Raw genomic sequence first — 20239 nt, 5'->3', positions numbered from 1 at the left:
GCAAGGGGGCAGGACGTGATGATCATGTCCCGCCCCCTGGGCCTGTCCGGTCAGAAGTTCACGCGGCCCGAGATGCCGAAATAGCGATCGGCGTCGCGCGGCGTGATCTGGCGCATGAACGACGTGCCGTTGGGGATGCGCTGGATCACGAAATGCTTGTCGGTGATGTTCTTGGCGAGCAGCGAGATGCTGTATTTCTCGTCCTTGGTGCGGAAGGTGATGCCGGCATCCCAGATCGCATAGCCGTTCTGGAAGGCATTGGGGTTCTGGTTGATGTCGAACTGCGTCCGGCTCTGATAGACCAGCGAGCTGTTCAGATCGACGTCGAACGCCTCCAGGCCCAGCGGCAGGCGCCAGTCCGCCGTCACCGTGCCCTTGTATTTGGGCGCGAAGGGCAGGGGCTTGCCGTTGATCGCCGCCGCGCAGGCGATGGCGGCGCCCGCCGGGCAGTTGAAGGTGTTGATGTGCGCGTCGGTATAGTTGAAGCCGCCGTTCAGCGAGAAGTCGCTGGTGACCTGCGCGTTGAAATCGACCTCGATGCCGCGCGTCGAGACCGTGCCGGCATTGGTCAGGCGGGTGACGACCTGGCCGGCGACCAGATCGAGGAAGTTCGCCTGGTAATTGTCGTATTTGGCATAGAAGGCCGCCAGGTTCAGCGTCAGGCGGCGATCGAACAGCCGGGTCTTCAGGCCGATTTCATAGGCGTTGGACTTTTCGGGATTGATCCGGCCGGTATCCTGCGCGCGCATGTTGAAGAACACGTTGAGCGCCGGGCCCTTGTAGCCGCGCGTGTACATGCCATAGGCCATCACGTCGTCCGACAGGTCGTATTGCAGGCCGGCATTGCCCGACCAGCCATTGTCGCTGATCGATCCCGCCGCTGCGAAGCCTGGATTCACGCCCGGAAAGGCGGCCGCCGAGGTGGAGGTGCGGACGAAATCATATGCGACCTTGTCATGGGTATAGCGTGCGCCGAGGATGCCGCGGAATGCATCGGTGAAGTTCGCGGTGAGCTGCCCGAACCCGGAATAGCTGGTCAGCTTGGTCGTGAAATCGGCATTGCCCTGATTGGTGACATAGGTGGACGATCCCGCTGCGCACGGCGTCAGGCCGTTGGCGGTGGGCAGGGTCGACGCGGTGCACGAGGTCACCGTGCGGTTGAAGAAGTCGACTTCCTTCGTCTTGTAGAAATAGACGCCTGCGACATATTCCAGGAATTGCGGGCTGTTCGATGCGATGCGCAGTTCCTGCGTGAACTGGTCGAAGCTCAGGTCTCCGCGATCGTGCGACAGCACGTCGCCCGACGCGGTGCCGGTGTTGACGTAGCGCGGCGCATCCGAACGGAAATCGCCGTCGCGCTGCTGATAGTTGAACCAGTGGCGATAGGCGGTGATCGAGGTCAGCGTGGCCGCGCCGAGATCGAGATCGATCTGCGCGGAGATGCCGCTGTTCTTGTCGCGCGTATAGGGATCGAGGTCGTTGTCGATATTCTTGTTGCGGCCGTCGAGCGTCAGCGGCGCGAGCGAGGGGATGAAGACGGCGTTGTTGAATGCGGAGCTGAAGACGGTGCCGATGCTGTCGGCATAGCCATTGTCGCTGTTCTTCGAATAGTCGCCGATGATCGCGATCTTCAGGTCGTCATTGGGTTCGAAGACCAGCTTGCCGCGCACGCCCCAATGTTCGTAGCCATTGACCTTGCGGTTGTTGAATACGTTGCGGCCATTGCCGTCATATTTGGCGTAGAAGCCGGTCAGCGAGGCGGCGATGCCGGTGCCGAGCCCGCCGGAGACGCTGCCGCGCACGCGGAACTCGTTGCCCTCATAATAGGACGCATCGATATAGCCGCCCAGCGTGTCGCCGGGCTCGCGCGTCACGATGTTGATCACGCCGGCCGACGCGTTCTTGCCGAACAGGCTGCCCTGCGGCCCGCGCAGCACCTCGATCCGCTCGACATCGAGGAAGTCGGAGGTCTGCTGGCCGGTACGGGCATAGACGACGCCGTCGATCACCGTGGAGACCGAAGGTTCGACGCCCGAGGAGAAGGAAATCGTGCCGACGCCGCGGATGGAGAGCGCCGAATCCTTGTTGGTGTTGCCCTTGCGGAAGGTCAGCGTGGGCACGCGCTGGAAAAGCTGTTCGGCCGAATTGACGTTGCCGCGCTCGAGCTGGGCGCCGCTGACGACGGAAATGGCGAGCGGCACGTCCTGCAGATTCTGTTCGCGCTTCTGCGCGGTGACGATGATGTCGGCGACGCCGCCATCCTGCGCTTCGGGTGCGGCCGCGTCCTGCGCATGGGCGGTGCCGCCCGCCAGTGCGACGGCGAGCACGCCGGTCAGAGCAGCGCCGAGTCTTGCCTTGGAATAGGTCATCGTCTTCCCCTCCTGCCGGGTCCATCCGGATCTTCGCCCGCTTGGACATGTGCCGGGGCGCCAGCGGCGCCGTTAATGTCAATTGGATCAGTTGACAATAAGGTCAACTCTAAATCCATCAGGGAGAGTGCCCTGACCGGTCATTGCAGTCCAATCGAGATTTATCGCTTGGTCATGTCCGAATACTATGACCTTCGCGCGACAAGCGCGCGGACATCGTCGAGGCAGGCGGTGGTGGCGCGCGCGACCTCATCGTGCAGCCAGCCGACGATCTCGGGTGTGGGCCCGATATCGGGTTCGAGCAGTGCGAAATCGAGATAGACGGCGGGCGCGATCGGCCGGATCACCACGCCCAGCCGGTTGAACAGGGGGGCACTGAACGGCTCCGCGATCGAGACGCCCAGGCCCGCTTCGACAAAGGCGTACAGGATCTGCGAATGCTGGGTCTCCAACCGGCGCGAAACCGGGATGCCCGCGGTTTCCAGCGCGACGTCGATGCCGTTCCACAGCGCGTCCGCCTCGTGCATCGGGCCGATGAATTCCTCGCCCGCCAGGTCGGAGACGGACAGGCGCTCGCGATGCGCCAGCGGATGGCCGGCGGGCAGCACGCAGACATATTCGGCGCGCGCGATCATCGTCGAGCGGATGCCCTCGCGCGGCGGGATCTCCACGCCGATGCCCAGATCGGCCTGGCCCAGGAATACCCGTTCCTCGATCGCGCGCTGGCCCAGCGATTCGACGGTGATCTTGATGTCGGGATACAGGATGCGGAAGCGCTGGATCACGGCAGGCAGGATCGACATCGCGATCGCCGCCAGCGCGGCGATCCGCACGGTGCCGACGGGGTGGGCGCGGATGCGCCGCGCCGCCTGATCGAGCAGGTCCAGGCCGGTATAGCTGCGCCGTACTGCTTCGAACAATGCATGCGCCTGCGGCGTCGGATGGACGCGCGCGCCGCGCCGGTCGAACAGACGGAAGCCCACGGCGCGTTCCAGATCGGCGATCAGGCGGCTGACTGACGGCTGACTGATATTGAGCATCGTGGCGGCGGCGGTGATGCCCCCGCTCATCATGACGGCGCGGAACGCCTCGACCTGTCGCATGCGCATAAGCCATAGTATGCACGTATGACGTTGCAGCGCAATTCGATTGGATGCGATGGATGCTCTGCGCGATGATGATGCGATCGATGGGCAGGCGCCCACACCATGGAGAGGCATCATGGACTATTCCGCACAACGTGCCCAATTCGCGGCCGAAGGCTATGCGGTGTTCGAACGCGTGCTCGAAGGGCCGCTGCTCGATCTGCTGCGCGACGAATGCGGCCGCGTGATCGAGCGCGAGGATGCGCGGCTCGACGCGCTGGGCGTCGAGGTCGACGGCATCAGCCACAAGGGCAAGCGCTATTTCGCCGGCGAATGCCAGCGCGTTCAGCCCGAATTGCGTGTCATGCTGTTCAGCGAGACGATGGCCGATATCTGCCGCGCGACCCTGGGTGACGACGCCTATTTCTTCTACGATCAATATGTCGTGAAGGGCGCGGACAAGGGCATGCCGTTCAGTTGGCACCAGGATTCGGGCTATGTCGTCGGCAATGGCGGCCCGCCCGATCACAAGCCCTATCTCACTTGCTGGTGCACGCTGGACGACACGACCGTCGCCAACGGCACGGTGCGGATCCTGCCTTTCTCGCAGGTGCCCGCCACGCGCGATGGCATCGTTCCCCATGAACGCCAGCCGGGCAGCAACGATCTGGTCGGCTATAGCGGCGACGCGGAAGGGGTGACGCTGGAGGTGCCGGCGGGCAGCGTGGTCGCCTTCTCCAGCCTGGCGCTCCACGCCACCGGATCGAACACCACGCCGAAGATGCGCCGCGTCTATCTGGCACAATATTCGCCCGAACCGATCCTCAATCCCGGCACCAACCATCTGCGCCGCAACGCGATCGCGTTCCTGCGCGGCGGGCGGCAGGTGACGATCAGCTGAATTCTTATCGCTTGCGCTCTGCGCGGCGATGTTCCACCGGCGTGCGGCGGACAGTCAGCAAGGGAGCCTGCGCATGGTCGATACACCGTTGATCGTCGGACTGGGCGGAACGGGAACGCCCAACAGCTCGTCGGAAAAGCTGCTGCGCCAGGCGCTGGAGCGTTGCGCCGCGCGCGGCGCGGAGACGCTGATGTTCGACGGCGCGGCGCTCGACATCCCGATGTACGCGCCCAGCGAAAGCGCGCGTGACGAGAAGACGCTGGCGCTGATCGCCGGTCTGCGCCGCGCGAACGGCATCATCATCGCCTCGCCCGGCTATCACGGCACCGTATCGGGCCTGATCAAGAACGCGCTCGATTATGTGCAGGACATGGCGGAGGATGAGGCCGTCTATTTCGAGGGCCGCGCCGTCGGCCTGATCGCCGCCGCCGCCGGCTGGCAGGCGACGGGCACCACGCTCGCCACCCTGCGTTCGATCACCCATGCGCTGCGCGGCTGGCCGACGCCGATGGCGGTCGCGGTCAATTCGATGGTGCCGATCTTCGGCCAGGACGGCACGATCACCGACACCGGCATCTGCAACCAGCTCGACATATTGGCGCAGCAGGTGGTGACCTTCGCCCGGATGCGCGCACTCCATGAATTGTCGTTGCAACAGGCGGACGGCGAACGCGAAGCGGACCGCGCCGGCGCCGAGTGATTTGGGCCATGGCGGACGGCGAACGGCACCGATCTGCTCTTGCATAAATTTCCTCTGTCATTCCCGCGCATGCGGGAATCCAGTGGCGTAGAGCGCGATGATCAACATCTCCTGGATTCCCGCGTTCGCGGGAATGACAAGGAGAGTTACCCCATGCAGCAAACTTGACTCTTCTCGCGTTCCGGCGAGAATGGAACAAATCATGAACAATTCGGACCTGCCGTGTCCACGCACCATGCCTTGCTGTCCGCTGAAATCGAGGAAGACTCGCCGGAAAACCGCGCTTCCGCGACGGAGGCATTTGCCGCAGCGACGGCGCTTCAGCCGCGACTCGTCGAGGTCTTCGCCGAGTCGCGCGATGCGGCCGGCTGCGGATTCGCGATGGCGCAGCTCGGTGCCCGACTGCGATCGGGAACCATGCTCTGGGTGCAGGATCGCGTCGCGCTGCGCGATCATGGCCGGCCCTATCCCCATTGGTGCCGCGCCCGGCCGAAGGCGGAGGGGCCGGGCATCCTCCATATCGTCGCACGCGATGCCGGCCAGGCGCTGTGGGCGATGGAGGAGGGGCTGAGATGTGCCGAACTCTCCGCCGTGATCGGCGAGGTGGCGGGCAATCCGCGCGCGCTCGATTTCACCGCGACCCGCCGGCTGGCGGTGGCGGCGGAGCGCTTCGGCGTGCCCGCCTTGCTGCTGCGGCTGGGATCTCAAGCCGATCTGAGCGGGGCGCGGATGCGCTGGCGTGCGCGCAGCCGGCCGTCGCTGGTGCCGCGCTGGAATGTCGCTGCGCCGGGCATGCCGATCTGGTCGCTGGAACTGTTCCGCGCGCGGGGCGCACGGCCCGGGCAATGGGATGCCGCGTATGACCGGGCGGCGGATCGCCTCGATCTGGTTTCCCCGCTTCGCGATCCAGCGCTGGGCGAGGGCGAACGGCGACGCGGCTAGAGCAGGGCCGGTCGCGCTCGTTTCCGAGGGCGCACACGGTATTCTGATCGATGCGGTCAACGCGCAGGCGCGTGACGGTGGCGCACGCCCCGGACAGAGACTGGCGGATGCGCGTGCCGCGTTGCCGGTACTTGCCGTCTGGCCATCGGACAAGCCCGGTGACTCCGCAGCGCTGGAGCGTCTCTGTCATTGGTCCGAACGCTGGTGCCCCTTTGTCGCGATCGATGGCGGCGACGGGCTGCTGCTCGACATCACCGGCGCGGCGCATCTCTTCGGCGGCGAAGCCCGGCTGGCGGTGGAGATGCGCGTACGTTTCCGCAGGATGGGACTGACGGCGCGCATCGCGATCGCACCCACGGTGGGCGCCGCCTGGGCGCTGGCGCGCTATGCTTCAACCTCACCGTTCGGACTGAGCCTGTCGAAGTCCTGTCCTTCTGGGGCATCGACGCCAAAAGAAAGGGCAAGACTTCGACAGGCTCAGTCCCAACGGAGTGAGGCGTCGACGCCGAACACGATCTGCCCGCCCGAAGCACTCGCCGCCACGCTCGGCCCGTTGCCCGTCTCCGCCCTCAGGCTCGATGACGACACCGTGCTGCTGCTCGGCCGGCTCGGCCTCAAGACCATAGCCGCGCTTGCCGAAATCCCGGCGCTTGGGCTCGCCCGCCGTTTCGCGCGCGCCGATGGCCCCTGGGCCGATCCGCCGCTGCGGCTGGCCCAGGCGTTCGGTCGCACCGAGGAGCCGGTCAATCCCGCGATCCGCGCGCCGGTGCCGCGCGTGGTGCGTCGCGTCGTCGAACCGGTGCTGCATGTGCCGATTCTCGAACCTTTGGTGGTCGAGATGGCGGAGGCTTTGTGCCGCCAACTCGCCGAACGCCATGCCGGTGCACGGCATCTCGGATTCCAGGCCTTTCGCGTCGACGGCGATGTCCAGGCGCTGGAGGCGCGCACCAGCCAGGCTATGCGCGATCCCCGCCATATGGTCCGCCTGTTCGCCGAACGGTTCGAGACGCTCGACGCCGGTTTCGGCTTCGATGCCTTCGCGCTCACCGCGCTCTGGCACGAACCGCTCGATCCCGCGCAGACGGGGCTGATCGAGGCCGAGCATGACGCGACTTCGCTCGCCCGGCTGATCGACCGGCTGAGCGTACGGCTGGGGGCGGGCAATGTGTGCGTCCCCTTGTTCCTCGAAAGCCATCTGCCCGAACGCGCGCTGCAATGGCGGCCGGCACTGGCGCATGAAGCGGGGGGCGAGGCACCGGCGCCGCTCACCCCCGAGCGCCCGATCCGCCTGTTCGATCGTCCGGAGCCGATCGGGGTCACCTATGCGACGCCGGAGGGTGAACCGCGCCGCTTCCAGTGGCGCCGCAAGCTGCACCGGATCGTCAAGGTCGAGGGGCCCGAACGGATCGCGCCCGAATGGTGGCGCGAACGATCGACGACGCGACTGCGTGACTATTACCGCGTCGAGGATGAGGATGGCGCGCGCTTCTGGATCTATCGCAACGGCTTGATCGATGATGGCCGGGGCGGAGCGCCCGACTGGTATCTCCACGGGCTGTTCGCCTGATGCCGGACAAGCCGCTCACGCCCGGCCTGCGCGTCCTCGCCATCGCCAAGCTGCCGGGCTTCGTGCCCAATCCGCCGACCCCTTATGTGGAGCTTGGCGTCACGACGCCATATTCCTTCCTGCGCGGCGCATCGCCGGCAGTGCAGCTTGCAGAACATGCCTATAATCTCGGTTATCACGCACTGGGCGTCGCCGATCGCAACACCATGGCGGGCGTGGTGCGGATGGATATGAACGTCTCGGGCGGGGGTATGAAACCGCTGATCGGCTGCCGGCTCGATCTGGTCGATGCGCCGTCCTTCCTCGCCTATCCCAGGGACCGCGCGGCTTATGGCCGGCTTTGCACCTTGCTGTCGCGCGGCAAGATGCGCGATCTGGATGGCGAATGGCAGGCCAAAGGCGAATGCCACCTGACATTGGCGATGCTGGCGGCACATTCGGAAGACGTGCAGCTCATCGTGATGCCGCCCGACGATCTCGACGGTTTCGGGGAGGAACTGGCGCGGTTGACCGCGATGTTGCCGACGCTGAAACATGTCGCCGCCGCCTATCTCTATCGCGGCGACGACAAGGCGCGGATCAACCGGCTCGACGCGATCGCACGCACCCACCGCCTGTCGATCCTGGCGACCAACGACGTCCATTATGCGACGCCCGATCGCCGCCCGTTGCAGGACGTGATGACCTGTATCCGCGAAAAGACCATAATCGCGCGTGCCGGCTTCCTGCTTCACGCCAATGCCGAACGGCATCTGAGATCGCCCGCCGAGATGATCGAACTGTTTCGCCGCTGGCCGCATGCCATCGCGGCGACGCGCGAGGTGGCGGATGCGTGCCGGTTTGCGCTGCAGGAGTTGCGCTACGAATATCCCGACGATCCGATCCCGGAGGGCCGAACGCCACAGCAGCATCTTGAGGCGCTGACATGGGAGGGGGCGAATTGGCGTTACCCCAAAGGCCTGCCGGAAAAGGTCGAAGTGGCGATTCGGAAAGAGCTCGACCTGATCCGTCGGCTCGACATCGCACGCTATTTCATCACGGTGTACGATATCGTCGCTTTTGCGCGAGGTCTGGACCCGCCGATCCTGTGCCAGGGGCGCGGCTCTGCGGCGAACAGCGCGGTCTGCTATTGCCTCGCCATCACCAATGTCGATCCTGAGCATGTCTCGCTGCTCTTCGAGCGGTTCATCTCTGTCGTGACGCGTGACGATGGCAGCATCACTTGCGATGCGCCCGATATCGACGTCGATTTCGAGCATGAGCGCCGTGAGGAAGTCATCCAGCATATCTATAGCCGCTATGGCCGCGACCATGCGGGGTTGTGCGCGACGGTGATCCATTATCGCCCGCGCAGCGCAGTGCGCGAAGTGGGCAAGGCGATGGGCCTGAGCGAGGATATCACCTCCGCCATGGCGCGCACCGTCTGGGGAAGCTGGGGCAGCGAGGTCGACGAGGCCAAGGTGAGGGAGGCGGGGCTCGACCTGTCCGATCCCATGCTTCGGCGGGTCATCGCGATCACCAACCAACTCATGGAGCTGCCGCGACATCTGTCCCAGCATGTCGGCGGGTTCATCCTGACGCGCAACCCGCTGATCGAGAATGTGCCTATCGGCAACGGCGCGATGGCCGATCGCAGCTTCATCGAATGGGACAAGGACGATATCGATTATCTGGAATTGCTGAAGGTCGATGTGCTCGCGCTCGGCATGCTCACCTGCATCCGCAAGGCCTTTGACCTGATCGAGACGAAGCATGGCGAGCACTGTGACCTCGCCAATATCCCGCCTGATGACGAGACGGTCTACGACATGCTCTGCGCGGGGGAATCGCTCGGCGTATTCCAGGTCGAGAGCCGCGCGCAGATGAACATGCTGCCACGGCTCAAGCCGCGGACATATTATGATCTGGTCGTCGAGGTTGCGATCGTCCGTCCCGGTCCGATCCAGGGCGACATGGTGCATCCCTATCTCAGGCGACGGAACGGTATCGAGACGGTGGAATATCCTTCGCCATCACCCGACAAAGGACCGCCGGACGAACTGAGGAAGATTCTGGCACGCACGCTTGGCGTGCCGATCTTCCAGGAACAGGCGATGCAGATCGCGATGGATGCAGCCGAATTCTCGCCCGAGGAAGCGACCGAGCTTCGCCGCGCCATGGCGACCTTCCGCTCGCGCGGCACCATCGGCAAGCTTGAGGAGAAGATGGTCGGCCGCATGATCGGGCGTGGCTATGATCCCGAATTCGCGCGGCGCTGCTTCGATCAGATCAAGGGGTTCGGCGATTACGGCTTTCCCGAAAGCCATGCCGCCAGTTTTGCGCACCTCGTCTATGTGTCGAGCTGGATCAAATGCTATTATCCGGAGGTCTTCGCGGCCGCCTTGCTCAACTCGCAGCCCATGGGCTTCTATGCCCCCGCCCAGATCGTCCGCGACGCGCGCGAAAACGGCGTGGAGGTGCTACCCCCTGACGTGAACATGAGCGAATGGGATAACACACTCGAACCCATTGGCCGGCTGCACGATCATTGGCCGCATTATCCCCCGCCGACATCGATCTTTGGGAGATGGAAAACGGCCCGGGACGCGCGGATGCGTAAGGACAGGCTTGGCATGCGCTACGCCCTGCGCCTCGGCTTCCGCCAGATCGACGGCATCGGCGAGGATGTCGCCCAGGCGATCATGCAAGCGCGCGATACGCCTTTCGCCGACGTCGAGGACTTGAAGGCGCGATCGCGCATCCATGTCGCCGCGATCCGCAAGCTGGCGGCGGCCGATGCCTTTCGTTCGATGGGGCTCGATCGCCGTCAGGCGCTTTGGGACAGCCGCGCGCTTCGTCAGGCGCCGGACTTGCCGCTTTTCGCCTTCGCCGACGCCCGCGACGAAGGCGTGGAGGCGCAGCCCGTCATGCTGCCCCAGACGCCGCTTTCCGAACATGTCGTCTCGGATTACCAGACGTTGCGCCTGTCGCTGAAGGCGCATCCGCTCGAATTCCTGCGCGGTCATTACGATCATCGCCGTTTCATACGGAACGACCGGTTGGCGATGATGAAATCGGGCAACAAGGTCGCGGTCTCCGGCCTCGTGCTCGTCCGCCAGCGGCCCGGCACCGCGAGCGGCGTGTGCTTCGTCACGCTCGAGGACGAGACGGGGATCGCCAATCTCGTCGTCTGGCCCAAGGTCTTCGAGCAATATCGCAAGGTGGTGATGACCGCACGGCTGATGGAGGCGCGCGGCTATGTGCAGACCGACGAGACTGTCGTCCATGTCGTGGTGCAGGAACTGGTCGACGCCACCGGCACGCTGGCCGCGCTGTCCGACGATCTGCTCCGTGCGGAGGTCGCGCGCGCCGACCATGTCGTGAAGCCCTTGCCCGTGGGGCTGCACCGCCATCCCCGCAATGTCAGCATCATCCCCAAGTCGCGCGATTTCCATTGAGCGCTCTCCCACAAAGCACTGGCAATCGCCCGCATCAGCCGACACAAGATAACGCATGAAATGATTTGGGAGATCGGCATGCGACGGATCATCGGGGGAACGGCACTGGCATTGGCGCTGGCCTGGAGCGCCGCCGCATCGGCCAAGCCGCCAACGCCCGCGCAGGTCGATCAGGCGAAGGACATCCTCAAGAAATCGATCGGCTACCAGACGGTCGAGGGGCGCGGGCAGACCGTCGCCTATGCCGAATATCTCGCCTCGGTGCTCAAGACGGCGGGCTATGCCGACAGTGACATCGTCATCACCCCGATCGGCAACACCGCGACGCTGGAAGTGACGCTGAAGGGTACGACCGATGCCAAGCCGATCCTGATCTCGGTCCATATGGATGTGGTGGAGGCCAAGCCCGCCGACTGGCAGCGTGATCCCTTCACCGCGGTGGAGGAGAATGGCTATATCTTCGGGCGCGGCGCCGAGGACAATAAATACGATCTCTCGATGGTCGTAGCGACGCTCGCCCGGCTGAAGCAGGAAGGGTACAAACCCAAACGCTCGATCATCCTCGCCGCTTCGGGCGACGAGGAGACCGCGATGATCACCACCCGCGCGCTCGCCAAGAAGCTGGTGGGCGCGGAGATGGTGCTCAATGGCGATGGCGGCGGCGGCATGCTCGGGCCGGACAACAAGCCGATCGTCTACACGCTCCAGGCCGGCGAAAAGACCTATGCCGATTTCCAGGTGACCATCACCGATCCCGGCGGCCATTCGAGCGCGCCGACCCCCGGCAACCCGATCTATCGCCTGTCGCGCGCGCTGGTGCGGCTGGGAGATTATAAATTCCCCAACATGATCAACGAACTCACCCGCGCCTCGCTGGCGGCCGCGAGCAAGCAGGTCGGCGGAGAGGTGGGGGCGGCCATGGCGCGCTATGCCGCCGATCCGCACGACACTGCGGCGGCAGAAGTGATCGCATCCAAGCCCGAATATGTCGGGCAGATCCGCACCACCTGCACCGCCACCATGGCGAGCGCAGGCCATGCCGAGAATGCGCTGCCGCAACGCGCGATCGCCAACGTCAATTGCCGCATCTTCCCCGGCATCTCGATCGATGCGGTGAAGGCGGAACTGACCAAGGTCATCGCCGATCCCACCGCCGTGATCACCGTCGATCCCGACACCACGGCGAGCGACGCCTCGCCGCTGCGCAAGGATGTGGTCGATGCGGTCACCAAGGCCGTGCGCGCGCGCTATCCGGGGCTGGCGGTGACGCCCAGCATGTCGGCGGGCGCTACCGACAGCCTTCACTTCCGCGCGGCCGGTATTCCCAGCTACGGCGTTGCCTCGCTGTTCATGCGATCGGAGGACGGCTTCGCCCATGGCCTCAACGAACGCGTGCCCGTCGCGGGCATCGGCGGTGCGCTCGACCAATGGCATTCGGTGCTGACGGAACTGGGAAGCAAATAGACGGGCGACCCTATATCTGTTCGTTTCGAGCGCAGGTTCGAGCCTGTCGAGAACCGCAGTCGAGAAGTCCGGCGCAAGGCTTCTCGACGGGCGCGTCTCGACACGCTCGACGCTGCTCGAAGCCAACGGGTGAGTGCTTTCTCATCCTCAATCGAGGCTATTGCCCTCCAGCAGCGAATCGAGCCAGCGTACCGCCATCGCGCTCGCCTGTTCGGCGGTGAAGGTCGTCGGGTCGAGCGTGAGCTCGAGCCAGAGGCCGTCGACGAGCGCGGTCAGCGCGATCGCGGCGGAGCGGCACTGCGCCTGCTCCAGTCCGCATGAGGAAAGCAGCCCTTCCAGTTCCCCGCGATAGCCACGATAGGTGTCGGCATGGATCGCGGCGATCGCGGCGTCGGTCTTGACCAGGCTCCAGAAGGCGAGCCAGGTCGCGAGCAGCGCCGGATCCGCCACCGGCGGGCGGAAGCTGGCGGTGACATAGGCGATCAGGCGCGCGCGCGGGTCGGCGCCCGCCGCCGCGACCGCCGCGGCATGCGCCTCTCCCACCGTCGCGGTCGTCGCGCGATAGGTCTCCGCGATCAGCGCATCGACGCCGTCGAAATAATGGCGCAAAAGTCCGGCGGAGACACCGGCGCGCATGCAGATCGCGCGCACCGACGTGCCGGCGATTCCCGCTTCCGCGAGCGATGCCGCCGTTGCCTCGATCAACGCCTGTCGGCGGGTATCGGCATCTTCGCGGGTAAAGACTGCTCTCGTCATCCGATCTCCGAAGGGCGGCCACAGGGCAAAAGGAGTTGACGTGGAACCGGGTTAATTTTACAAGTGTATAACAAGGAGCCGCCCATGCACAGTGTTTCGCCAGCACCATTGCACAATTCCGATCCCGATGCAGACTGGAGCCTGCCGGCCTGGACCTATTCGGATCCGGAATTCTTCTCGCTGGAGATGCGGCGCGTGATGCGGCCGAGCTGGCAGGTGGTCTGCCATGTCAGCGACATGCCCAATGCGGGCGACTATCACACGCTCGAATATCTCGGCGAAAGCGTGGTGGCGATTCGCGGGCAGGACGATGTCGTGCGCGCCTTCACCAATGTCTGCCGCCATCGCGGCGCGCGGCTGGTCGATGGGCCGGTGGGCTGCGCGAAGAAGCTGGTCTGCCCCTATCACGCCTGGACCTATGATCTGGACGGCCGGCTCACCGGCGTGCCGATGAAGGCGAGCTATCCCGCGCTCGATCAGGACACGCTCGGGCTGGTGCGGCTCGACCTCGAGATCTGGCATGGCTTCATCTTCGTCCGGCTGGAGGACGATGGCGGCCCCAGCGTCGCGGAGATGATGGCGCCCTATGCCCATGAGGTGGAGCCCTATCGATTCGAGGATTTGCGCGCCTTCGGCCGGGTCACCCTGCGTCCGCGCCGCGTGAACTGGAAGAATGTGGGGGACAATTATTCCGACGGGCTCCACATCGCGGTCGCGCATCCCGGGCTCAAGCGGCTGATGGGCAATGGCTATGGCGTCGAGGCGCAGGCGCATGTCGACAAGATGTGGGGGCCGATCGTCGATCGCGACTCCGCGAATCCGTCGGAGCGCGCCTATCAGAAATATCTGCCGCACGTGCCGCATCTGCCGGAGGATCGGCAGCGGCTCTGGACCTATTTCAAGCTTTGGCCGAACGTCGCGTTCGACATCTATCCCGATCAGGTCGATTTCATGCAATGGCTGCCCGTCTCCCCCACCGAGACGCTGATCCGTGAGATCGCCTATGCCGTGCCCGACGCTCGCCGCGAGATGCAGGCGGTCCGCTATCTCAACTGGCGGATCAACCGGCAGGTCAATGCCGAGGACACCTGGCTGATCGAACGCGTGCAGGACGGCATGGAGTCCGAAAGCTTCACCGTCGGCCCGCTGGGCGAAAGCGAGGTCGCGCTCCGCAATTTCTGCGGACGTATCCGCAACCTCATCCCGGAGGCGCGCATGCATCGCAGGCCCGCTCAGGGATGGAGCCAGCGGGCGGCCGTAAGCCCGGTCAACTGATCGAACCAGACATAGCGATCGAAAAGCATCCCTCAAGCGCGCTCCACATGCGCGGGGAGGGGGAGCCGGAGGGATGGAATGAGCAGGAAATACGACGCCGTCATCATCGGGGCCGGGCATAACGGGCTGGTCTGCGCCTTTTACCTCGCGCGTGCGGGGCTCAACGTGCGGCTGGTCGAGGCGCGCGACGTCGTCGGCGGCGCCGCCGTCACCGAGGAATTCGCGCCCGGCTTCCGCAACTCGGTCGCCAGCTACACCGTCAGCCTGCTCCAGCCCAAGGTGATCGCGGACATGAAGCTCGCCGATCACGGCTATCGCGTGATCGAACGGCCGATCTCCAATTTCCTGCCGCAGGACGATGGTGGCTATCTGAAGCTGGGCGGCGGGCTGGAAAAGACCCAGGCCGAATTCCGCAAGTTCAGCGATCATGATGCCGCGGCGTTGCCGGCCTATTACGAATCGCTCGAGAATGTGGCCGAGGTGCTGCGCGACCTGGCGCTCAAGTCTCCGCCCAATATCGGCGACGGCATGAAGACGCTGATCGACGGCGCGCGCCAGGGCAAGCGGCTGGCGAAGATGCCGATCGAGCAGCAGCGCGACGTGCTCGACCTGTTCGTGAAATCGGCGCGGACCTTCCTCGATTCATGGTTCGAGAGCGAGGCGGTGAAGGCCGCGTTCGGCTTCGACGCCGTGGTCGGCAACTATGCCAGCCCTGATACACCGGGCTCCGCCTATGTGCTGCTCCACCACGTCTTCGGCGAAGTGAATGGCAAGAAGGGCGCCTGGGGCCACAGCATCGGCGGCATGGGCGCGATCACCCAGATCATGGCCAAGGTCTGTGAGGCGCTGGGTGTCGAGATCAGCCTGGAATCGCCGGTCGCGCGCGTGCTCGTCGACGGTGGCCGCGCGGTGGGCGTGAAGCTGGTCGGCGGCGAGGAGGTGATGGCGGACAGCGTCATCGCCAATGTCGGGCCCAAGCTGCTCTACGAGCGGCTGATGGATCCGTCGGATATCGGCCCCGAATTCCTCAAGCGCTCCAAGGCGTTCAAGGCGGGATCGGGCACCTTCCGCATGAATGTCGCGCTCAGCGTGCTGCCGCGCTTCTCCAGTCTGCCCGAGCCCGGCGAGCATCTCCAGAGCGGCATCATCCTGGCGCCGACGCTCGATTATATGGATCAGGCCTTCATCGACGCGAAGGCGCATGGCTGGTCGAAGAAGCCGATCGTCGAGATGCTGATCCCCTCGATCGTCGACGACAGCCTGGCGCCCGAAGGGTGCCATGTCGCCAGCCTGTTCTGCCAGCAATTCGCGCCCGTCCTGCCCGACGGCCGCGACTGGGACGATGAGGAGGATGCTGCAGCCGACGTGATCCTCGACACCGTCGAGCGTTATGCGCCGGGCTTCCGCGCATCGGTGGTCGGCATGACCAAGCTCTCGCCCAAGGGGCTTGAGCGCAAGTTCGGCCTGATCGGCGGCGACATCATGCACGGCCATATGTCGCTCGATCAGCTCTGGTCCGCGCGCCCCGTGCTTGGCAACGCCGCGTATCGTGGTCCGCTCAAGGGCCTCTATATGTGCGGCGCCGGCACGCATCCCGGTGGTGGCGTCACCGGCGCGCCGGGCCACAATGCGGCGCGAGAGATCCTGGCGGATCGCAGCTTCTTCGGGCGATTGTTGCGGGGATAGAGCATCGTGCGGAAAAGTGGGAGCCGGTTTTCCGCAAAAAAATGCGACAACAAATGGCTACGGCAGGCTGCGTGATTCAGATTTCGCGCAGCCTGCCGTAGGGTTTTCAGGTGGCTGTGGCGTTGCTGCGCCGCGCCCACCAGTAGAAGGGCAATCCGCTCGCCATCAGGACGAAGCTGAGCCCGCTGACCCATAGCCCTGCCCCCCAAAGCGCCCAGAGCGAGTAGAGCGCGCCGATCATGGCGATGGGCATGGCGATGCGCAGCTTCAGCCCCGCGCACGCCACTGCCAGATAGAGCCAAAGCGTCGCGGATGTCGAAAGCAGCGCGAGATAGGTGAACAGGTCCGCCATCGCGCGATTCGAATTGATCAGCACGAATGCGGAGGCGAGCACGCTCGACAGGATCAGCGCGCGTACCGGTGTGCCGCGCGTGTCGGTGGCGGCGAACCATGCGGGCAGCAGCCCGCGCCGCGCCAGCGCCAGCGGCTGTTCGCCCTGCATCAGCACCCAGCCGTTGAGCGCGCCCAGCGCGCTGATCGCGGCGAACAGGCCGATCAGCAATGCCGGTCCATCCGCCCAGAAGCGCGCGACGAAGATCTGGAACGGCGCATCCGATCCCGCGACCTCGCCCGCCGGCAGCATCAGCGCGATGCCGGAACAGATGATCAGGTAGATGAGGCCGGTCAGCAAGGTGCCCATCATCGTCGCGCGCGGCACGTTGCGTTCCGGATTCTCGACCTTGGCGGCGGCGACCGCGCAGCTTTCGAAACCGAGCAGCGCGAACAATGTCAGCGTCGCCGATGCGGTGATCGCGGAGACGGAAAGCCCCTGCGCAGGGAAGGGGGCGATCGCGGCGGCGCCCTCGCGCCCGAGCACCAGCGCCATGATCGCGAGCACGACGATGACGGGCACCAGCTTCAATATCATGGTGACGATCTGGAACAGCCCCGCCGAGCGCGCGCCCTGAAGGTTGATCAGCGTGACAGCCCAGAGCAGGCCGACCGCGAGCAGCGCCGGCAGGTGCGGCGTCGTGCCGATCGCCCGCACGAAGATGCTGATATAGCTGACGGCGGCGACAGCGATGGTGACGTTGGCGGCCCAGATCGACACCCAATAGCTCCAGCCGATCAGGAAGCTTGTGGTTCGCCCGAACGCGGCCTCGACGAAGCCGGCGGGGTCGCGCGCCTCCGGCCGGGCGCGGGTCAGCCGGGCGATGGTCAGCGCCAGCGCGAGCGCGCCGCCGATCGTGAACATCCAGCCGAACACGGCGTTCCAGCCATAGGGCGCCAGACTCGCGGGCAGCAGGAACATGCCCGATCCGATCATGTTGCCCATGACCAGCGCCAGACACATCGGGAAGGAGAGGCCGCGTACGGCGGCCGATACGGGCTGCGGCGATCCTGTCATCGGGAAGCGTGCGTCAATTCATATCCCCTTCCCGCACCCCGTCCTCCGAAGAGGTCAAGGCATTCACGCAATCTGCCCTCACGTCATTCCGGCTTTTGCCGGAATGACGTGAGGGTGGGCGATCAGAACTTGGTCCCGATCTTCAGTCCGATCGTTCTTGGCTGCGCTACGATCGTGTAGATTTTCGGGCCGATCGCGGTCTTCCCCTCCGGATCGCCGCAGATATTCTCGCCGCACTGGATGGTTCTGCCGAGTGCTCCGTTCTTGTCGAAAAGGTTGCGCACGAAGACTTCCGCCGACCAGTGCGCGCCGTTCACGCCCAGCGACATATCCGCGGTGGTGTAGGCTGGCAGCGCGCCGATAAGCCTGCGTTCGGTCAGGCGCAGGTCGGTGGTCCGCCGGCCTTCATAGACCGCGCTCGCCTGGAAATGGCCCTTCATGTCGCCCAGCGGGAATTCGTAGCGTGCCAGGATATTGCCTTTGAACTTCGCGGTGATCGGCAATCGCGTGCCGCTGGGGGCGAGCACCGGGTTGCTATCCACCGGGACGCATGTCTTGAAGTTGACTGCGCTCTCGCAGAAGTCGCGCACGATCTTGGCGTCGTTATAGGATGCGCCGGCGCTGAAGGTCAGTTGCGATGAGACGCGCAGGAACGCATCGAGTTCGGCGCCGCGGATGCGGGCGTCGCCCGCGCTGCGGATCTCGGTCAGGCCGTTGGCGCCCAGGAAGGACAACTGGATGTCCGTCCAGTCGAGCTGGTAGATCGCGCCGTTCAGTCGGAACCGGTTGTCCGCCCAGCTCGTCTTGAAGCCCAGTTCCCAATTGTCGATGAAATCCGCCTGATAGGGCGGCAGCGTGCCACGGCGGTTGATGCCGCCCGGACGATAGCCGCGCGAGTGCGTGGCATAGACCATCAGGTCGGGCGTGAACTTGTAGGTCAGGTTCAGCTTGTGAAGGAAGTCGGTGTCCTTCGTCCGCTTGTCCAGATTGGTGCAGGGGCTGCCCGCAACCACCGGCGGACCGAAACACTGGCGGACGCCCGTGCCGCCATAGGCGCTGGCATAGCCGAAGAAGCCGACCAGCGAGTTGTCGTATTTATAGATGCGCGTGCCCAGGGTCGCGCTCAGCTTGTCGGTAACGTCGGCGGTGATTTCGCCGAAGGCTGCATAGTCGCGATCGACGCGAAGCTGCTTGGTCAGCCAGATATTGCTCGCCGTTCCCGGCACCGTGATGTCGTCGGCGATATTGTCGACGATATAGTTCTGCTCGATATTGTGAGTCTGGCGCTGATAGAAGAAGCCGCCGACAAAGCGGACGCGTTTGTCGGCCGGCGAGTTGAAGCGCAGCTCGTGGCTCTGCTTGGTGAAGCGGTCGTCCGACTGGATATATTGGTTGGGGTTGACCGGATTGCCGTTGTTGTCGACGAAATAGGCGCCGTATCCGGCGAGCGCGTCGTAGAAATAGGCATATTCGGAATAATCCGACGAACCCGAGACGCGGCGATTCAGATAGGCGCCGGCATAGGTGACGTCCCACGATCCGATCTTGCCTTCGATCGTCATCGCCGCCTGCCACCAGCGATCGTTGAAATGCTCGGGATTATATTGCTGCACCTGCAGCTTGCCGAGGCCCGATTCCTGCCCGAAGATGCCATGGCTCTTCTGCTTCTGGCCCATCACCTGCGGCGTGATCGTCCAATTGTCGTCCAGGTCGATCTTCAGCGCGGCGCGGCCACCATAGGTCTCGACGTCGTTATAGTCCTTCTCGACATAGGGGGCGTTGTTCATCGAGACGCCCGATGTCGGGAAGTGCAGCGTCCCGGGGATATTGTCGATATAGCCGGCATCCTTCTTGTACCAGCCGACAAAGCGCGCCGCGATGTTGGGCGATACCGGCACGTTGACGAAGCCCTCGGCGATATAGCCCTCGCCGCCATGCGCCACCGTGTTCACCTCGGCATCGAAGGCGCCATAGAAGCCCGACGTGTCGGGCTTGTTGGTGATGATGCGGATCGTGCCTGCCTGGCTCGACGAACCGTAAAGCGTGCCCTGCGGGCCGGCGAGCGCCTCGACGCGCGCGATGTCGTAGATATGGATGTCGAGCGCGCCCTGGATCGTGGTGATCGGTTGCTCGTCCAGATAGGTGCCGACCGAGGGCTGCGACGCCGAATGGTTCGCGTTCTCGCCACTGGCGACGCCGCGGAAATAGACGTTGGACGCGCCCGGCCCGAGCGTCTGGAAACTGACGCTCGGCAGATAGCGGGCATAGTCGTCGAAATCGGTGACCTGCAGTTGCTCCAGCTTCTCCGTGCCCATCGCGGTGATCGCGATCGGCACGTCCTGCAGATTCTCGCTGCGCTTCTGCGCGGTGACGACGATCTCGTCGGTCGGCCCCGCCTCGGCCGCCTGCGGCGCATCCTGCGCGAAGACCGCGCCGCTTGTGCACAACATGGTCGATCCGAGCAGCGCGATCGCCGCTCCGCGAACTGTGGTGATGATGATGGGATTGGTCACGCGCGCCATCTCGATGCCCCTGTCTTGACTCCAGACCAGACAAGAAACTGAGTGGCTTTCCGAAACCGGTCAATTCTCATTCGACACGTGTCTAATTCGGCGCGCAACTTGGTTGCCGACGTGTGGCGAATATGCA

At 64.7% G+C, this 20239-nt stretch carries 14 protein-coding genes; 8 read left to right on the top strand and 6 right to left on the bottom strand.

All coding sequences use genetic code 11. From position 1 onward, the window contains the following. Positions 1-50: 50 nt before the first annotated feature. Both K7G82_RS19570 and K7G82_RS19565 read right to left on the bottom strand, forming a co-directional pair. Positions 51-2369: a TonB-dependent receptor gene (locus tag K7G82_RS19570; RefSeq protein WP_222991618.1), complete on the bottom strand. Its 2319-nt coding sequence runs from the start codon at positions 2367-2369 to the stop codon at positions 51-53. Positions 2370-2554: 185 nt separating this feature from the next. Continuing rightward, a complete protein-coding gene (locus tag K7G82_RS19565; RefSeq protein WP_222991617.1) occupies positions 2555-3472 on the bottom strand; it encodes a LysR substrate-binding domain-containing protein in 918 nt (305 codons plus the stop codon). Between the two features lie 118 nt (positions 3473-3590). Here K7G82_RS19565 and K7G82_RS19560 point away from each other — a divergent pair, with 118 nt between their 5' ends. Next, entirely contained in the window at positions 3591-4355 is a 765-nt protein-coding gene (locus K7G82_RS19560) for a phytanoyl-CoA dioxygenase family protein (protein ID WP_222991616.1), read from the top strand. 73 nt (positions 4356-4428) lie between these two features. Beyond that, positions 4429-5055, top strand: a complete 627-nt coding sequence (locus tag K7G82_RS19555; protein WP_222991615.1) for an NADPH-dependent FMN reductase — start codon at positions 4429-4431, stop codon at positions 5053-5055. A 57-nt stretch (positions 5056-5112) separates the two neighbouring features. On the opposite strand, the gene K7G82_RS19550 is transcribed toward K7G82_RS19555, so the two are convergent. Continuing rightward, positions 5113-5511, bottom strand: a complete 399-nt coding sequence (locus K7G82_RS19550; protein ID WP_222991614.1) for a hypothetical protein — start codon at positions 5509-5511, stop codon at positions 5113-5115. On the opposite strand from K7G82_RS19550, the gene K7G82_RS19545 reads away from it, so the two are divergent. The 4 genes from K7G82_RS19545 to K7G82_RS19530 all read left to right on the top strand — a co-directional run bounded on the left by K7G82_RS19545 (position 5473) and on the right by K7G82_RS19530 (position 12465). Further along, positions 5473-5997: a hypothetical protein gene (locus tag K7G82_RS19545; protein WP_222991613.1), complete on the top strand. Its 525-nt coding sequence runs from the start codon at positions 5473-5475 to the stop codon at positions 5995-5997. The two genes, K7G82_RS19550 and K7G82_RS19545, sit on opposite strands and share 39 nt — an antisense overlap. Then, on the top strand, positions 5915-7564 hold the full coding sequence (locus tag K7G82_RS19540) for a Y-family DNA polymerase (protein WP_222991612.1): 1650 nt from the start codon (positions 5915-5917) through the stop codon (positions 7562-7564). The genes K7G82_RS19545 and K7G82_RS19540 overlap by 83 nt, the downstream gene beginning before the upstream one ends. Beyond that, the gene (locus K7G82_RS19535; RefSeq protein ID WP_222991611.1) at positions 7564-11001 is read left to right on the top strand and encodes an error-prone DNA polymerase; all 3438 of its coding nucleotides are present in this window, start codon (positions 7564-7566) and stop codon (positions 10999-11001) included. Before K7G82_RS19540 ends, K7G82_RS19535 begins: the two co-directional genes overlap by 1 nt. Positions 11002-11079: 78 nt before the next feature. Beyond that, a complete protein-coding gene (locus tag K7G82_RS19530) occupies positions 11080-12465 on the top strand; it encodes a M20/M25/M40 family metallo-hydrolase (protein WP_246623708.1) in 1386 nt (461 codons plus the stop codon). A gap of 147 nt (positions 12466-12612) precedes the next feature. On the opposite strand, the gene betI is transcribed toward K7G82_RS19530, so the two are convergent. Continuing rightward, entirely contained in the window at positions 12613-13221 is a 609-nt protein-coding gene (gene betI / locus K7G82_RS19525) for a transcriptional regulator BetI (protein ID WP_222991609.1), read from the bottom strand. Positions 13222-13305: 84 nt separating this feature from the next. On the opposite strand from betI, the gene K7G82_RS19520 reads away from it, so the two are divergent. Beyond that, the gene (locus K7G82_RS19520; protein ID WP_222991608.1) at positions 13306-14496 is read left to right on the top strand and encodes an aromatic ring-hydroxylating oxygenase subunit alpha; all 1191 of its coding nucleotides are present in this window, start codon (positions 13306-13308) and stop codon (positions 14494-14496) included. A 78-nt stretch (positions 14497-14574) separates the two neighbouring features. After that, a complete protein-coding gene (locus K7G82_RS19515; RefSeq protein WP_222991607.1) occupies positions 14575-16182 on the top strand; it encodes a phytoene desaturase family protein in 1608 nt (535 codons plus the stop codon). Between the two features lie 106 nt (positions 16183-16288). Here the strand turns inward: K7G82_RS19515 and K7G82_RS19510 are convergent, their stop codons facing one another. Together K7G82_RS19510 and K7G82_RS19505 are read right to left on the bottom strand one after the other, a co-directional pair. Next, positions 16289-17590, bottom strand: coding sequence for an amino acid permease (locus K7G82_RS19510; RefSeq protein ID WP_246623707.1), 1302 nt, complete (start codon positions 17588-17590; stop codon positions 16289-16291). A 122-nt stretch (positions 17591-17712) separates the two neighbouring features. Then, on the bottom strand, positions 17713-20103 hold the full coding sequence (locus tag K7G82_RS19505; protein WP_343228613.1) for a TonB-dependent receptor: 2391 nt from the start codon (positions 20101-20103) through the stop codon (positions 17713-17715). Between the last annotated feature and the right edge of the window lie 136 nt (positions 20104-20239).

This window comes from Sphingomonas colocasiae, from assembly GCF_019880585.1.
Taxonomy (GTDB): domain Bacteria; phylum Pseudomonadota; class Alphaproteobacteria; order Sphingomonadales; family Sphingomonadaceae; genus Sphingobium_A; species Sphingobium_A colocasiae.
The sequence above is the reverse complement of the archived record's forward strand: the minus strand, read 5'-3'. Positions and strand labels throughout refer to the sequence as shown.

Bases quoted from the DNA above. Each gene is read 5' to 3' on its own strand.
- K7G82_RS19570 (WP_222991618.1), bottom strand. From the start codon at position 2,369: ATGACCTATTCCAAGGCAAGACTCGGCGCTGCTCTGACCGGCGTGCTC.
- K7G82_RS19565 (WP_222991617.1), bottom strand. From the start codon at position 3,472: ATGCGACAGGTCGAGGCGTTCCGCGCCGTCATGATGAGCGGGGGCATC.
- K7G82_RS19560 (WP_222991616.1), top strand. From the start codon at position 3,591: ATGGACTATTCCGCACAACGTGCCCAATTCGCGGCCGAAGGCTATGCG.
- K7G82_RS19555 (WP_222991615.1), top strand. From the start codon at position 4,429: ATGGTCGATACACCGTTGATCGTCGGACTGGGCGGAACGGGAACGCCC.
- K7G82_RS19545 (WP_222991613.1), top strand. From the start codon at position 5,473: ATGCTCTGGGTGCAGGATCGCGTCGCGCTGCGCGATCATGGCCGGCCC.
- K7G82_RS19550 (WP_222991614.1), bottom strand. From the start codon at position 5,511: ATGATCGCGCAGCGCGACGCGATCCTGCACCCAGAGCATGGTTCCCGA.
- K7G82_RS19540 (WP_222991612.1), top strand. From the start codon at position 5,915: ATGACCGGGCGGCGGATCGCCTCGATCTGGTTTCCCCGCTTCGCGATC.
- K7G82_RS19535 (WP_222991611.1), top strand. From the start codon at position 7,564: ATGCCGGACAAGCCGCTCACGCCCGGCCTGCGCGTCCTCGCCATCGCC.
- K7G82_RS19530 (WP_246623708.1), top strand. From the start codon at position 11,080: ATGCGACGGATCATCGGGGGAACGGCACTGGCATTGGCGCTGGCCTGG.
- betI (WP_222991609.1), bottom strand. From the start codon at position 13,221: ATGACGAGAGCAGTCTTTACCCGCGAAGATGCCGATACCCGCCGACAG.
- K7G82_RS19520 (WP_222991608.1), top strand. From the start codon at position 13,306: ATGCACAGTGTTTCGCCAGCACCATTGCACAATTCCGATCCCGATGCA.
- K7G82_RS19515 (WP_222991607.1), top strand. From the start codon at position 14,575: ATGAGCAGGAAATACGACGCCGTCATCATCGGGGCCGGGCATAACGGG.
- K7G82_RS19510 (WP_246623707.1), bottom strand. From the start codon at position 17,590: ATGACAGGATCGCCGCAGCCCGTATCGGCCGCCGTACGCGGCCTCTCC.